Source organism: Comamonas sp., assembly GCF_036643215.1.
In the GTDB taxonomy this organism is placed as follows: Bacteria; Pseudomonadota; Gammaproteobacteria; order Burkholderiales; family Burkholderiaceae_C; genus Comamonas.
Map to the genome: position 1 here is coordinate 37,938 of NZ_JAVXSJ010000005.1, position 14,080 is coordinate 52,017.

The 14,080-nt window shown below is 51.8% G+C and carries 13 protein-coding genes; all 13 read left to right on the plus strand.

Annotated features, from left to right (window positions below; all coding sequences use genetic code 11):
* Complete coding sequence (wzy, locus tag RSF91_RS05460) at positions 1-1,179, plus strand: oligosaccharide repeat unit polymerase (RefSeq protein WP_332567463.1); 1,179 nt, start codon at positions 1-3, stop codon at positions 1,177-1,179.
* Between the two features lie 65 nt (positions 1,180-1,244).
* Positions 1,245-2,084 (plus strand): glycosyltransferase, encoded by an 840-nt coding sequence (locus tag RSF91_RS05465; RefSeq protein ID WP_332567464.1) that lies wholly within the window; start codon positions 1,245-1,247, stop codon positions 2,082-2,084.
* Between the two features lie 6 nt (positions 2,085-2,090).
* A complete protein-coding gene (locus RSF91_RS05470) occupies positions 2,091-3,056 on the plus strand; it encodes a UDP-glucose 4-epimerase family protein (RefSeq protein ID WP_332567465.1) in 966 nt (321 codons plus the stop codon).
* Positions 3,040-3,600 carry a sugar transferase gene (locus RSF91_RS05475; protein ID WP_332567466.1) on the plus strand — a complete coding sequence of 187 codons (561 nt, stop codon included), beginning with the start codon at positions 3,040-3,042 and terminating at the stop codon, positions 3,598-3,600. Before RSF91_RS05470 ends, RSF91_RS05475 begins: the two co-directional genes overlap by 17 nt.
* Before the next feature lie 20 nt (positions 3,601-3,620).
* Positions 3,621-4,184, plus strand: coding sequence for a PglD-related sugar-binding protein (locus RSF91_RS05480; RefSeq protein WP_332567467.1), 564 nt, complete (start codon positions 3,621-3,623; stop codon positions 4,182-4,184).
* Positions 4,185-4,187: 3 nt separating this feature from the next.
* Positions 4,188-6,191: a polysaccharide biosynthesis protein gene (locus RSF91_RS05485; RefSeq protein WP_332567468.1), complete on the plus strand. Its 2,004-nt coding sequence runs from the start codon at positions 4,188-4,190 to the stop codon at positions 6,189-6,191.
* Between the two features lie 123 nt (positions 6,192-6,314).
* Positions 6,315-7,205, plus strand: a complete 891-nt coding sequence (gene argB, locus RSF91_RS05490; protein ID WP_332567469.1) for an acetylglutamate kinase — start codon at positions 6,315-6,317, stop codon at positions 7,203-7,205.
* A gap of 159 nt (positions 7,206-7,364) precedes the next feature.
* Entirely contained in the window at positions 7,365-8,084 is a 720-nt protein-coding gene (locus tag RSF91_RS05495; RefSeq protein WP_099735648.1) for a response regulator transcription factor, read from the plus strand.
* A gap of 147 nt (positions 8,085-8,231) precedes the next feature.
* Positions 8,232-9,731 (plus strand): sensor histidine kinase, encoded by a 1,500-nt coding sequence (locus tag RSF91_RS05500; protein WP_332567470.1) that lies wholly within the window; start codon positions 8,232-8,234, stop codon positions 9,729-9,731.
* A 174-nt stretch (positions 9,732-9,905) separates the two neighbouring features.
* On the plus strand, positions 9,906-10,601 hold the full coding sequence (gene slmA, locus RSF91_RS05505) for a nucleoid occlusion factor SlmA (protein ID WP_332567471.1): 696 nt from the start codon (positions 9,906-9,908) through the stop codon (positions 10,599-10,601).
* 186 nt (positions 10,602-10,787) lie between these two features.
* The gene (locus RSF91_RS05510; RefSeq protein WP_332567472.1) at positions 10,788-11,606 is read left to right on the plus strand and encodes a TetR/AcrR family transcriptional regulator; all 819 of its coding nucleotides are present in this window, start codon (positions 10,788-10,790) and stop codon (positions 11,604-11,606) included.
* A 71-nt stretch (positions 11,607-11,677) separates the two neighbouring features.
* Positions 11,678-13,474 carry an acyl-CoA dehydrogenase C-terminal domain-containing protein gene (locus RSF91_RS05515; RefSeq protein WP_332567473.1) on the plus strand — a complete coding sequence of 599 codons (1,797 nt, stop codon included), beginning with the start codon at positions 11,678-11,680 and terminating at the stop codon, positions 13,472-13,474.
* An 86-nt stretch (positions 13,475-13,560) separates the two neighbouring features.
* A complete protein-coding gene (locus RSF91_RS05520) occupies positions 13,561-14,004 on the plus strand; it encodes a DUF2147 domain-containing protein (protein ID WP_332567474.1) in 444 nt (147 codons plus the stop codon).
* Positions 14,005-14,080 lie beyond the last annotated feature (76 nt).

The following is a 14,080-nucleotide window of genomic DNA, read 5'->3' on the forward strand; positions in this document are numbered from 1 at the left end:
TTGTTCATTGCAAATCCATTTTGGATTTTATTTGGTATTTATTTTTTCGCTAATGCGTATTCGCTAATGGTTGCTTTGACAGGAGCTCCATTGGGTGTTGACTCTCAGCAGTATGTTTTTGAGCTGGAGGATGTTTTTTTGACGAGTCTTGCTCTATTTTTTTCATTTTGTTTTGTTTTATTTATTTATTATTTTTCCTATCAATCTGCTCGAGTTAAATCTGTATTTAGTCTTGGTAATAGGGTGGGCTTATTTGTTCTGATTATTCAGCTTGCATATTTTATTTATAGCTATATGTATGGCGTTAATATTGCGGGAGTTGAGGATTCTGTAGAGGGTATGGTTCTTTTGAGAATTTTATTCTCTATTATTCAGCCTGAAATTATTTATCTGATAGCTGCTCCTGGATTAAGGTCAAGGTGGTGGTTTGTTATTAACTCTGCAGTCTATATAGTTTCATCTTTAATGAGGGGGTGGATGGGCGGATTATTTTTGATTGCAATAATTTTTTTAATTAAAAAATATCCTTTCGAAATTAGTTGGAAAAGATTTTTTTATGTGTGCGGAGTTATTTTTGTTGGGGTTTTAATTTTTCCGATATTGGTTAGTGTTAAATGGTCAATCAGATCGGGAGAAGGTTTTGATAATGCATTGATTTATTTGCGCGAAGTTGGTTATTTTAATTACATGTTTGAGAGCTTTGGATATCTTATAAATAGATTTCAAATGTTCGGGCATGTTGCTTTGTTAAGTGAAAATTCAAATTTTCTATTTGAATCATACTCTGCAGATAAATTTATTCCTTATTGGATGGATGGACTTCCTCAATGGATTTGGTTGAAATTTAGTGGGGTTGAGATATTTCAACTAAATAGGTATATGGTGAGTGAATTTTTCGGCTCAGATAATTTGGCATACTCAACTAATCCAGGAATAGCTGGCTGGTTTTTTGTGTTGAAAGAAAAATCGCTAGTGTTTTTGATTTACTTGTTAGCTATCACGGTTATTCCTGCAATCTTTATTTTGAAGTTCGCTGGCGAAAAATATTTTCTATATTTAATGTGTTTTTCGTTTGTATACTTGTTTCATGGTTGGATCGGTGCATACTTTAATATGATGATCTATCTTGTTTTATTTGTTGGATTTCGTAAAATTTTTCTACAAAGTTTTATAAAATGAATTAAATGTTTTTGCGTAATATTTAATTGCATTAATTTTATTTTTCTAATTTAACTAGAGATAGTATGATTTTGAATGATTCGAAATTTAGTGTGTCGGTCCTGATGTCTGTATATGAGAAAGAGCAGCCGGCTTTTTTGAGGCAAGCTCTTCAGAGTTTACTGGAGCAAGTGCTGCAGGCTGATCAGGTTGTTTTAGTGTGTGATGGCCCGATTCCATCGTCGCTAGATGAGGTCGTTGCGGAGTTTTCTCGCGTAATGCCCTTGACTATCATTAGATTGCCCACTAATGTTGGATTGGCGAGAGCATTGAATTCTGGTCTTCAATATTGTGATAGTGAGTGGGTTGCTCGATTTGATACCGATGATATATGCGAAAGAAATAGATTTTCTAAACAGATCGACTTCATAAAAAATAATCCTGATGTGGATGTTTTGGGTTCAAGCATTGTTGAGTTTGAATCTAATCCAGATGAGCCATATGCGATGCGCAAAGTAAAGTTAACGCACGCTGAAATAGCATCAGCTGCTCGATTCAAAAATCCAATGAATCATATGACGGTGATTTTTCGTAAAAATGCTGTTTCTGGTGTTGGTGGGTATCCATTTGATGAATTAAATGAGGACTATGCATTGTGGATTAAATTAATTATGAATGGATATAGGATGTCAAATATATCAGAACCTTTGGTTCGAGCAAGAGCTGGCCGAAGCATGGTTTCTCGCAGAGGAGGCTTTAATTATTTTGTGACTGAATTTAATATGCAGAAACGAATACTTAGAGAGGGGTTTATTAGTATTTGGATATTTTTTTATAATGTTATAGTTCGTTTTTTTGTTCGCTTGATGCCAAATTATTTGCGAAATATTTTGTATAAATTGTTTCTTCGTGATAAAACTATTTGAGATTTTATGTCAAGTATTTTAATTACTGGCGCTTCAGGCTTTGTTGGATGTGAGATTCTGACGCAACTGCTGAAAAGTGAAGAGTCTGTGAAGTTGGATGTTGCGGTCAGAAAATTGAATGAATTGTGGCCGAAACGAGTATTTCAGCATGTGATTAATGAGATTGATGGGGGAACTGACTGGTCATCTGTTGTCAAGGGGAAATCGACTGTTATTCACTGCGCTGCGAGAGCGCATATATTGCATGATAAGGCAATAAATCCATTGCAAGAGTTTCGCCGGATCAATGTTGATGGGACATTGAATTTGGCGAGGCAGTCTGTTAAGGCAGGTGTGAGAAGGTTCATATTTCTAAGTTCCATTGGTGTGAACGGTGCTGAGACCTTTTTGCATCCTTTCACTGAGTTTGATACGGCTGCGCCACATTCTCCATATGCTATGTCGAAGTACGAGGCTGAACTGGGGCTTCAAATATTGGCTGCTGAAACGGGTATTGAGATTGTTATAATTAGGTCGCCATTAGTTTATGGGCCCAAGGCGCCCGGTAATTTTGGTTCGCTCATGCGGTGGATTAGAAGTGGTGTACCATTGCCACTTGGTTCTATTAATAATCGACGCAGTCTAGTTTCCATCAACAATCTTGTTGACTTGATATTGATATGTGTAAATCATCCTGCAGCTTCTAATCAAGTTTTTTTTGTATCCGATAACGAAGATGTTTCCACCACTGAGCTGTTGCGCCGTATGGGGAAGGCGATGGGCAATCCGGCACGTTTAGTACCGATACCTAGTAGTTTTTTACGAATGGCGGCGACGGCGCTAGGGCGGCGGGAGATTGCAATCCGTTTATGTGGATCTTTGCAGGTAGATATTGAAAAAACACGACGATTATTGGGATGGAATCCGCCTCTTTCGCTTGACGAAGGTCTAAAGAAGGCTGCAGAAGGAGGCGCGAGTGAAAAGAATTTTTGATTTATTGGTGGCATTGGCTGCTGTTTTAGTCTTGGCTGTTCCGATACTAATCGTAGCCTTAGGGGTTGGGCTGACTTCTGCTGGTCCAGTTTTATACTGGTCTGATCGAGTGGGACGTAATAACAAAATTTTCAAGATGCCCAAGTTCCGTAGTATGCGCGCGGGAACTCCTGCTGTGGCTACGCATTTGTTGGCTAATCCAAAAGCTCATCTAACACCAATAGGTGGTTTTTTGAGAAAGAGTAGCCTAGATGAGTTGCCGCAACTTTGGAGTATTCTGGTTGGTGATATGAGCTTTGTCGGGCCGCGTCCTGCGTTGTTTAACCAGCAGGATTTGATTGAGCAACGTACGGAGCTTGGTGTTCATACCTTGGTGCCTGGTTTAACTGGCTGGGCTCAAGTGAATGGGCGTGATGAATTACCAATTTCGGAGAAGGTCAAGTTGGATGCCGAGTATCTGAAGCATCACTCGCTGTGGATCGATATTCGGATTCTGTGGCTGACTTTTGTGAAAGTTTTGAGTCGTGATGGAATTACGCACTGACCGTTTGAATTGAGGAAATGATGCGCTTATTAATTGTAGGGGCTGGTGGGCATGGTAAGTCTGTTGCAGAGGCCGCCTTGGCATCTGGCAGCTTTACCTTGTCTGGGTTCCTGGATGACCAGGCAAAAAATGTCTGGGAATTTCCAGTTTTTGGTGGAACTCAGGATATGGCCGCGTGGCGTGAGGCTGCGGATGTTGCCATTGTTGCCATTGGGAATAATTTATTACGTCAGCAGTTGCAGCAACAGCTTATGCAGGCAGGCTATACGTTAACATCAGTGATTCATCCGCGGGCCACGGTTTCTCCAAGTGCAGAATTGGGAGTTGGCAGTGCGATAATGGCGGGATCTATTATTGGTACTGAAGCAAAGCTTGGAGTGGGAGTGATTGTGAATAGCGGTGCAGTGGTTGATCACAATTGTGTTGTTGGGAATTATGGACATCTCGGTGTGGCATCAGCCATGGCTGGCGGAACCCAATTGGGTGCAGGGGCTTGGATGCAGGCAGGCGCTGCTCTGGGATGTGGCGTAGAAGTGCTACCTGGTGCATTTTTATCGTCGGTTTCAGCATTCAGAACGGAGTAGAGAATGCGGCGTTTGCAGTCGATGGTCGCGCTTCTCCTCACATTGCCTCGCTTGGCGAAGCAGGCGGTGGTTTTTAGTGTGGATCTGATCATGGCTTTGCTGGCTGTTTGGCTGGCTTTTTATTTACGCATAGATCAGACAGGCTGGCCAATATTGCAGCAGGACTTCGTATATGGCTTAGCTGTGGTGCTGTTCGTACCAGTTTTTGTGCGCATGGGCCTGTACCGCGCAATCTTCCGCTATGCCGGTATGCCAGCGGTTGTGGCCACTGCGACTTCTGTTCTCATCTACGGCATCTTCTTCTTTGCGATTTTGCTGTGGATGCGCTGGGATGGGGTTCCACGCAGCATAGGCTTGATTCAGCCTATCTTATTCCTGCTGTTAGCAGGGGGCTGGCGTATTTTTGCGCGCTACTGGTTATCTGGGGGGAGTGATGCCGAGCATGACTCGCTTTTCAAAAAGCATTTGTTGATTTATGGTGCAGGCGAAGCAGGAGTGCAGACAGCATCTGCTTTAGACGTGATGCGTGAATTTTCAGTGCGCGGATTTGTTGATGAGGATCCAGATAAAATCGGGCGCACTATCAACGGAACCCCCATCATTGATCCTGCTGATGTGGCTGAATTTATTCAAAATCACAATATCTCCAACATCTTGCTGGCAATCCCTTCCTTGAATCGCCAGAGACGTCGAGAAATAATCGATCAACTGCAGTTGTTGCCTGTGCATGTGCGCTCTCTACCTGGCATGTTGGATCTTGCCTCGGGCAAGGTGACGGTGGCGGATTTTCAGGAGCTGGATATTGAGGATCTGCTGGGGCGCGATCCGGTTGCCCCCAATCAGCAACTGCTGGCCAAAAATTTGAGTGGCAAGGTGGTGCTGGTGACGGGGGCTGGCGGAAGCATTGGTAGTGAGCTGTGTCGGCAGATCATCATGGAGAATCCGCAGGCATTGGTACTGGTGGAGCACAACGAATATGGGCTCTACTCGATTCATCACCAACTGGAACTGCTGTGCAAGGAGCATGGGTTGAGTGTGCAGTTGATGCCCCGATTGGGGAGTATCCGAAATTTGCGCCGCCTGCGCGCTATTTTTAAAGAGCACATGCCTCACACGGTCTATCATGCTGCGGCTTATAAGCATGTGCCACTCGTGCAAGAGAACCCAGCGGAAGGCATTCTGAACAATGTCTTTGGCACACTCAATGTAGCGCGTGTGGCGATGGAGGCGGGGGCGGAGCGCTTTGTGCTCATCTCTACCGACAAGGCGGTGCGACCTACCAACGTAATGGGGGGCAGTAAGCGAATGGCAGAGCTGGTGCTGCAGGCTATGGCTGCGGTACCGAGCGTGGACTTTACGCCCATCGATGAACAGCCCGCAGGCCGAACCACTGTAAATCGCACCTGTTTTTGCATGGTGAGATTTGGCAATGTGCTGGGTAGCAGTGGCAGTGTGGTGCCGCTGTTTCGCAGCCAATTGCGTAGTGGTGGGCCATTGACGGTGACACATGCTGCCGTGACGCGCTACTTCATGACTATTCCGGAGGCAGCACAGTTGGTGTTACAGGCTGGAGCCATGGGCGATGGTGGTGATGTGTTTGTCCTTGATATGGGGAAACCAGTGAAGATCGTTGACTTGGCTCGTCGGATGATTCAGCTGTCTGGTTTGACTGTTAAGGATGAGGCGCACGCATCTGGAGATATCGAGATCAAGGTTGTTGGTTTGAGGCCTGGCGAAAAGCTTTACGAAGAACTTCTCATTGGCGATAACCCGGAAACAACGGAGCATGCTCGGATTATGAAAGCGCACGAGCAATTCTTGTCTTGGGACGGTTTGCTGCCTCACCTTTTGACGCTGCGAGCTGGAGCGAAAGCAGGAGATGCGGAGTTGATCAACAATGTACTGACTCAGCTAGTCAGTGGGTACGTTCGATCAGATAGCGACGAGGTGATGCGCGTGAGCAGCAAGGCAACTCGGCAGTTGATGAGCCATCCAACGGTTCACTGAAAGACTATCCTTCTTTGTATCCATCCTTCAGATGAGGCAAAATTCCCATAGAAGGCAAGGCCGCTTATCAGCGGCCTTTTATTTTCAATTTGCAAAAACCTGTTTGCGCAGGCACTCGTACCCATGGACCCCATCACCCACATCGCCCCTCGCGACAAAGCCGAAATTCTCGCGCAGGCACTGCCCTACATCCGTAAGTTTCATGGCAAGACCATGGTTATCAAGTATGGCGGTAACGCCATGACCGATCCGGCTCTGCAGGCCGACTTTGCAGAAGATGTGGTTCTGCTCAAGTTGGTGGGTATCAATCCGGTGGTGGTTCATGGTGGTGGGCCTCAGATTGAAGCGGCGCTGGGGCGTCTGGGTAAGAAGGGGGAGTTCATTCAGGGCATGCGTGTCACGGATGAAGAGACCATGGAAGTCGTGGAGTGGGTGCTTGCTGGTGAGGTGCAGCAGGACATCGTGGGTCTGATCCATCAAGCCGGCGGAAAGGCCGTGGGTCTGACGGGGCGTGACGGCGGCCTGATCCGCGCCAAGAAGCTCAAGATGCTGGATAACAAGGATCCGAGCATTGAGCACGATGTGGGGCATGTGGGCGATATCGTCGCGATCGACCCAAGCGTTGTGAAGGCACTGCAGGATGATGCGTTCATTCCTGTGATCAGCCCCATCGGTTTTGGTGAAGAGAACGAGAGCTACAACATCAACGCGGACGTGGTGGCGAGCAAGCTGGCGACTGTGTTGCAAGCTGAAAAACTGGTGCTTTTAACCAACACTCCGGGTGTTCTGGATAAGGCAGGCAAGCTGCTGACCGATCTGACTGCGCGTGAAATCGACGGTTTGTTTGCGGATGGCACGATTTCTGGCGGGATGTTGCCCAAGATTGCTGGTGCTCTGGATGCCGCCAAGGCCGGTGTGAACGCGGTTCACATCATTGATGGTCGCGTGCCGCATTCCATGCTGCTGGAAATTTTGACGGACCAGGCTTATGGCACGATGATTCGTAGCCATTGATGAGCCTGTCTGGCCCTGACGTGTGGCAGCCCATTCAGGGTAGCCTTTCGCATAAAGCGTTAACATCGTCACAGGGCTTTTCCGGGCGGACCTGAGCTCAGGACCCCGCCGCAAGCCGCCTCTTTGGGCGGCTTTTGTTTTTGAGCTAGGTAGGACTTTATGCGTTTGCTTCTGGTGGAAGATGATGTGATGGTGGCCAGCGGTATCAAGCTGGGTCTGTCCGATGCAGGTTATGCCGTGGACTGGGTCGGTAGTGCTGAGCGTGCTCTGGAGGTGCTGGCTCAGGAGGCGTTTGATGTAGCGGTGATCGATATCGGTCTGCCAGGCATCAACGGGCTGGAACTAACCCGCCGCCTGCGCAGCAGCGAGGTGGAAAGCAAGGCCATGCCGGTTTTGATCCTCACTGCGCGTGATGCGCTGCAGGATCGGGTGCAGGGGCTGGACTGGGGGGCGGATGACTATATGGTCAAGCCCTTTGAGCTTCCCGAGCTGCTGGCGCGTCTGCGGGCGCTGATGCGCCGTTCGCAGGCCGCAACGTCTGCTGTGCTGAACTTTGGCTGTATTGAGCTGGATACGGCGGGTCGCCGTGCTGGTGCCCGTCAGGCACCGCAAGAAGGTGAGAACGAAGGCAAGCTGCTGGCGATTGATCTGGGTCCGCGCGAATGGACGGTGCTTGAGTATCTGTTGCTCAATGCGCCTAAGCCTGCCAGCAAAGAGAAATTGCTGCAGGCGCTGACGGGCTGGGACCGTGAAATCACACCCAATGCCGTAGAGGTTTATGTCTCGCGTCTGCGCAGCAAACTGGAGCCGCATGGCGTGGCTTTGCGCTCTATTCGTGGCTTTGGTTATCGGTTGGAGTTGATGCCTGAAGTTCTTTGATTAAATTGCTTTGATTCATCAAACTGATAGCTGCTTGCGCTTGATTGATATTGATTTCAGATAGCTTTATCTCTTAATTCTTTATTAATAATGCGCTGGCAGCTATGAAAAATAGAGCTATCAGCCTCTTTATTCACATACGTATTAATGACCGCCAATCTGCGTTTTCGTCTGCTGGTTTTGCTTCTGGTGCCGCTGATGCTGCTGGGGGCCATGGGCGGCTGGTTCAGCTACAGCGCGGCGGATGAGGCTTCTACCCAGCATGACCAGCGCTTGCTGCGATTGCTGCCCGCATTGGCGGATTCGGTTCTAGCCCCGTCGATTGCCGATGGCACGCCGCCGCTGGTGTCGCTGACTCCCTCGGTTGAGGATTTTTTGCGCAATCAGGGCGATGAAGTGGGTTATGCCATTGGCGATCTGCAAGGCAATGTGGTTGCGGGCGATGCCTGGATACGCTTTGATGTTCCGGCTACTGGCACGGCGGAATTTCACAGCCAGGAGCATGACGGAGTGACCTATCGCGTGGGGGTGCTCAAGGCCGAGACCTATGGCGCGGGTGAGATGGTCGTCATGCTGGCGGATAGCAGTGATGTGCGCCAGCAATGGGTGCGCCAGTTGATCATGCATGTGCTGCTGCCCAATCTGCTGCTGATTGCCGGGGCGGCCGTGGCGATTTACTGGTCGGTCAGCCGGGCCTTCAAGCCGCTGCATAAGCTGACTCAGGCGGTCGAGCGCCGCTCACCGCGCGACCTCAGCCCTATTGATGAGCAGACATCCCCTGCTGAAGTGCGCCCGCTGGTGCGTGCGCTCAATCGCCTTTTCTCTTTAGTCAATGCGCAGGCCGAAGGTCAGCGCCGCTTTGTGGCTGATGCGGCCCACCAGTTGCGCACGCCACTGGCGGCCTTGCAGGCGCAGGTAGAGGCCTGGGCGCTGAGCGCGCAAGAGGCGCAGCGCATTGCCAAGCGTAGCGGCGGGCAGGCGCAGGTGGTGCTGAATGTGGAGCAGATTGAGCAGTTGCGTGATGCCACGCGGCGTACCTCTCAGCTAACGCGCCAGTTGTTGGCTCTGTCGCGTGCGGATGCCCGCAATGCCGAGGTGCAGCCTCTGCAAGAGGTCGATCTCAAAGACCTGTGCGAGAGCATGCTGGAGACTTTTATCGACCGGGCCTCAGCCAAGGGTCTGGACTTTGGGCTGGAAGTTCAGCCAGCTTCTGTCTGGGGCCATAGCTGGTTGCTGCGTGAGCTGGTCTCGAACCTGGTGGAAAACGCCATTAAATACACGCCCCAAGGTGGCCGTGTCACGCTGCTTTGCGGACTGCGCCCGCAGCCTGTGGGTACGGATGATGTCACGCTGCTCAATATGCCCGGCGTGGCGCAATGGGCCTATATCGAGGTTGATGACGATGGCCCCGGTGTGCCCGAGGAAGAGCGCAGCCAGATTACCCAGCGCTTTTATCGCGCTCAGGGTGTGGTGGAAGAGGGCACGGGTTTGGGTTTGGCGATTGCCGATGAGATTACTCAACTCCATCAAGGCGTTCTGAGTTTTGCCGACGGTAGTTTGGGTAAAGGCTTATTAGTAAGGCTTGAAATTCCAGTTCAAACAGTTTCAGAAGGTAGCCATGATCTATCTGAAGGTCTGCAAGGGTGATTTCTCGGTTACGCTTGGGAGGTGGTGAGAGCGGTGGGTTGAATGTTCAGGCGCGGAGACCACAAAACCGGATTAAGTACGGTTTTGCAAACCTGAAAGCCTGCCGATTAGGGAGTCGTGTGCTTAACAGTGCAACTGGCTGTGAGAAAATTGCTAATAAATACTGAGTCGCCTATGTCTGAGTCTGAAGTCCTGTCGCCTGTTTCCAATAACGAAAATCTAACTGAGGACACATCCGTCGCTCCTGCATTGGCCCCTGCGCGCAAGCGTCCCAAGCCTGGCGAGCGCCGTGAGCAAATCTTGCAGGCCCTGGCATCCATGCTGGAAAAGCCCGGTGCCGATCGCATTACAACGGCTGCCCTGGCTGCCCATCTGAGCGTGAGCGAGGCGGCTCTGTATCGCCACTTCGCCAGCAAGGCCCAGATGTTTGAAGGCCTGATTGAATTCATCGAGCAGTCTGTCTTCTCCATGGTGCAGCAAATCGTAGGCCGTGATGTGCCAGAGGCACCGCACAACCCTATCGAAGGCGCGCGCAATGCCAACCGCGTGATCGCTCTGCTGCTGCAGTTTGGTGAGAAGAACCCTGGAATGGTGCGTGTGATGGTGGGCGATGCCATCGTGTTTGAGCACGAGCGCCTGCAAACGCGCATGAACCAGTTCTTTGACCGCATTGAATCCACCCTGCGCCAGTGCCTGCGCCCTGCAGCGGGTGCTATGGGTTCTTCCGCTCCTACGGCTGAAGCATCGGTAGCAGCCAGCGTGTTGACTGCGTTTGCGCTGGGCCGTCTGCAGCGTTATGCCCGCTCGGGCTTCCGCCGCCTGCCGACGGAGCACCTGGATGCAAGCCTGGCCATGATGGTCGTGGTTTAAGTCCAGCGACTTTCCCGTCATGAAAAACGCCGCAGTCGCAGGACTGGCGGCGTTTTTTCATGGTGGCGAGGATGGTGCAGCTAGGGAAATCCTTTGCAAGAAAGGATAAGTGTTTACCCTTTATGCGCCTGAATCGATAAAGAAACTGTGCAAAATAGAACGAACGTTCGTTTTATTGGGAATTTCATGGTTTCGTCTTCCGTTCCCCGTTCTTCAACTTCTCCCGCTAGCCGGGATGCGGCGCATTTGGCTGGCCGCGTAGAGGGGAGTGCCGGGCTGAATAATCCAGAGATGCCCGCAAAGACTGCAGCCAAGTCTCGCAAGGCGCCGCCCGCTGCGCAAGCTGCTGTTAGCCCCAAGGCAGAGGGCGCTGAGCCTGCCGTCAAGACTTCGGGACGCTCATTGGCAAAAGGCCAGCAAACCAAGGCCACGATTGTGGAGGCTGCTCTTAATTTGGCAACCCATATAGGTCTGGAAGGCCTGTCCATCGGTGCGATTGCTGAACTTACGGGTATGAGCAAGTCAGGTGTGTTTGCTCACTTTGGCTCGCGTGAAGAGTTGCAGATTTCCGTGGTGCATGAATACCACGACCGTTTTGAGCAGGAAGTGTTCTACCCAGCCATCGAGGCAGAGCGTGGCATACCGCGTCTGCGTGAGCTGTTTGGAAACTGGATGAAGCGCACTTCCATGGAGATTGATTCCGGCTGCATCTATATCAGCGGTGCCGTGGAGTTTGACGACCGCACCGGGCCTGTGCGCGATGCGCTGGTCGAGTCCGTCAGCACCTGGCTGGCTGCCATGCGTCGCACGATTGAGCAGAGTCAGGAGTGTGGCGACCTGCGTGCTGATGCCGATGCAAGCCAGTTGCTGTTTGAAATTCACGGCCTGATTCTGGCTCTGCACTACGAAGCCCGCTTCTTGCACAGCGAAGGCTCGATCGAGCGTGCCCATGCTGGCTTCAACAATATTCTGGCGCGCTACGCCAGTGAGCCACCAGCGGCCTGACGCCCCACACGGCAAGCGACAAGTCCATCTAGCAACCCTATCCAACGCGCAACTACCTCAGGAGACGACACATGCCCAGCTACAACCCGCCACTGCGTGATATGCAATTCCTCATGCATGAGGTCTTCAAGGTCGCTGAGTCTTATCAGCAGATGCCCACGCACGCCGAGGTGGATGTAGACACCATCAATGCGGTGCTGGAAGAGGCTGGCAAGTTTGCGGCCAATGTGACCTTTCCGCTGAACATCAGCGGAGATGCCGAGGGTTGCACGCTGGACAAGGCCACGCATGAGGTAACTACGCCCAAAGGCTTCAAGCAAGCCTATGCCCAATTTGTGGAGGGTGGCTGGCCTGCATTGTCCTGCGACCCCGAATACGGCGGTCAGGGCCTGCCCATGGTGCTGAACTCGGCGCTGTATGAAATGCTCAACAGCGCCAATCAGGCGTGGACCATGTACCCCGGCCTGTCCCACGGAGCCTATGAAGCCCTGCATGCTTACGGTACACCCGAGCAGAAGAAGACGTATCTAGGCAAGCTGACCAGCGGTGAGTGGACGGGCACCATGTGCCTGACCGAGTCGCATTGCGGCACCGATCTGGGCCTGCTGCGCAGCAAGGCCGAGCCGCTGGCCGATGGCACTTACAAGATCACCGGCAACAAGATTTTCATCTCCGCTGGCGAGCACGACTTCACCGAAAACATCGTGCATCTGGTGCTGGCCCGCCTGCCTGATGCGCCTGTGGGCTCCAAGGGCATCAGCCTGTTTGTGGTGCCCAAGTTCCTGATCAAGGCCGATGGCTCCCTGGGCGAGCGCAACCCCATCTTCTGCGGTGCGCTGGAGCACAAGATGGGCATCCACGGCAATGCCACGGCGCAGATCAATATCGATGGCGCCATCGGCACCATGGTGGGTGAGCCCAACAAGGGCCTGCAAGCCATGTTTGTGATGATGAATGCCGCCCGGCTGGGCGTGGGCAACCAGTCGCTGGGCTTGACCGAAGTGGCGTTCCAGAACGCGCTGGCCTATGCCAAGGACAGGCTGCAGATGCGTTCGCTGTCTGGCGTCAAGGCCAAAGACAAGCCAGCGGACCCCATCATCGTGCACCCCGATGTGCGCCGCATGCTGATGACAGCCAAGGCCTATGCCGAAGGCGGCCGCGCGCTGTCCACCTTCAGCGCACTGCTGATTGATACCGAACTGAACCACCCTGACGAAAAAGTGCGCAAAGACAGTGCAGAGCTGGTCGCGCTGCTCACGCCCATCGTCAAGGCCTTTATCACCGACAACGGCTGGATCTCCACCACCATGTGCCAGCAGGTCTATGGCGGCCACGGCTTCATCACCGAATGGGGCATGGAGCAGTTTGTGCGCGATAACCGCATCAACATGATTTATGAGGGTACCAACGGCGTGCAGGCGCTGGACTTGCTGGGCCGCAAGATCCTGGGCAACCAGGGCGCCACGCTCAAGAAGTTTGGCAAGCTGATTGGCAAGCTGGTGGAGGAAGAGGGCGTCAATGAAAAGATGAGCGAGTTCATTACGCCCATCGCCATGCTGGGCGATCAGATGACCAAGTTCACCACCGAAATCGGTTTCAAGGGCATGCAAAACCCCGACGACGTGGGCGCGGCATCTGTGGACTATCTGCGCGTGGCCGGTCACCTGGTCTTTGGCTACCTGTTTGCCCGCATGGCGCAAGTGGCTCTGCGCGAGATTGCTGCTGGCAATGCCGACCCCTTCTATCTGGGCAAGCTGCAGACCGCACGTTTTTACTTTGCCAAGCTGTTCCCCGAAACACTGACGCTGATGTGCACCGCCCGTGCAGGCAGCCAGTCGCTGATGGACACCGACGCCGCTCTGGCCTGAAGCTCCGCAAGCCATGCAGTCGCGCTATTGAAAGCGTAGCTGCATGCGCTGATTCATCCCTTGTTTTACTTTTAAAGGACTTGGAAATGAAGAAGATTAAAGCACTAGCAGCTCTTGTTTTGGTAGCGGGCGGCATGTCCACTGCATTGGCGCAGATGTCGCCCGTAGGCACCTGGCGCAGCATGGACGAGAAAGAAAATACGCCCAAGGCGCAGGTGAAGATCACCGAAGCGGGGGGCATTGTCTCTGGCAAGGTCGAAGCGCTGCTGCGCAAAGGCGCTGACCCCAATCAGCTGTGCACCGAGTGCAAGGACGAGCTGAAAGACAAGCCCATGGTGGGCATGACGCTGATCAGCGGCGTCAAAAAGGCCGAGGGCAAGGAAGTCTGGGAGGGTGGCAAGATTCTCGACCCCGAAAACGGCAAGACCTACACCGTGCGGCTGACGCCCATCGAAGACGGCAAAAAGCTGGAAGTGCGTGGCTCCATCGGCCCCTTCTGGCGCACGCAGACCTGGATCCGCGTTCAGTAAATCTCAAGACAAAACAGCCAGCGTTGACGCTGCTTGACGCTAGGTTAAGCAGCAGCTGGCCCTTAATGGAACATTG

Bases quoted from the DNA above. Each gene is read 5' to 3' on its own strand.
- RSF91_RS05465 (WP_332567464.1), top strand. From the start codon at position 1,245: ATGATTTTGAATGATTCGAAATTTAGTGTGTCGGTCCTGATGTCTGTA.
- RSF91_RS05470 (WP_332567465.1), top strand. From the start codon at position 2,091: ATGTCAAGTATTTTAATTACTGGCGCTTCAGGCTTTGTTGGATGTGAG.
- RSF91_RS05480 (WP_332567467.1), top strand. From the start codon at position 3,621: ATGCGCTTATTAATTGTAGGGGCTGGTGGGCATGGTAAGTCTGTTGCA.
- RSF91_RS05485 (WP_332567468.1), top strand. From the start codon at position 4,188: ATGCGGCGTTTGCAGTCGATGGTCGCGCTTCTCCTCACATTGCCTCGC.
- argB (WP_332567469.1), top strand. From the start codon at position 6,315: ATGGACCCCATCACCCACATCGCCCCTCGCGACAAAGCCGAAATTCTC.
- RSF91_RS05495 (WP_099735648.1), top strand. From the start codon at position 7,365: ATGCGTTTGCTTCTGGTGGAAGATGATGTGATGGTGGCCAGCGGTATC.
- RSF91_RS05500 (WP_332567470.1), top strand. From the start codon at position 8,232: ATGACCGCCAATCTGCGTTTTCGTCTGCTGGTTTTGCTTCTGGTGCCG.
- slmA (WP_332567471.1), top strand. From the start codon at position 9,906: ATGTCTGAGTCTGAAGTCCTGTCGCCTGTTTCCAATAACGAAAATCTA.
- RSF91_RS05510 (WP_332567472.1), top strand. From the start codon at position 10,788: ATGGTTTCGTCTTCCGTTCCCCGTTCTTCAACTTCTCCCGCTAGCCGG.
- RSF91_RS05515 (WP_332567473.1), top strand. From the start codon at position 11,678: ATGCCCAGCTACAACCCGCCACTGCGTGATATGCAATTCCTCATGCAT.
- RSF91_RS05520 (WP_332567474.1), top strand. From the start codon at position 13,561: ATGAAGAAGATTAAAGCACTAGCAGCTCTTGTTTTGGTAGCGGGCGGC.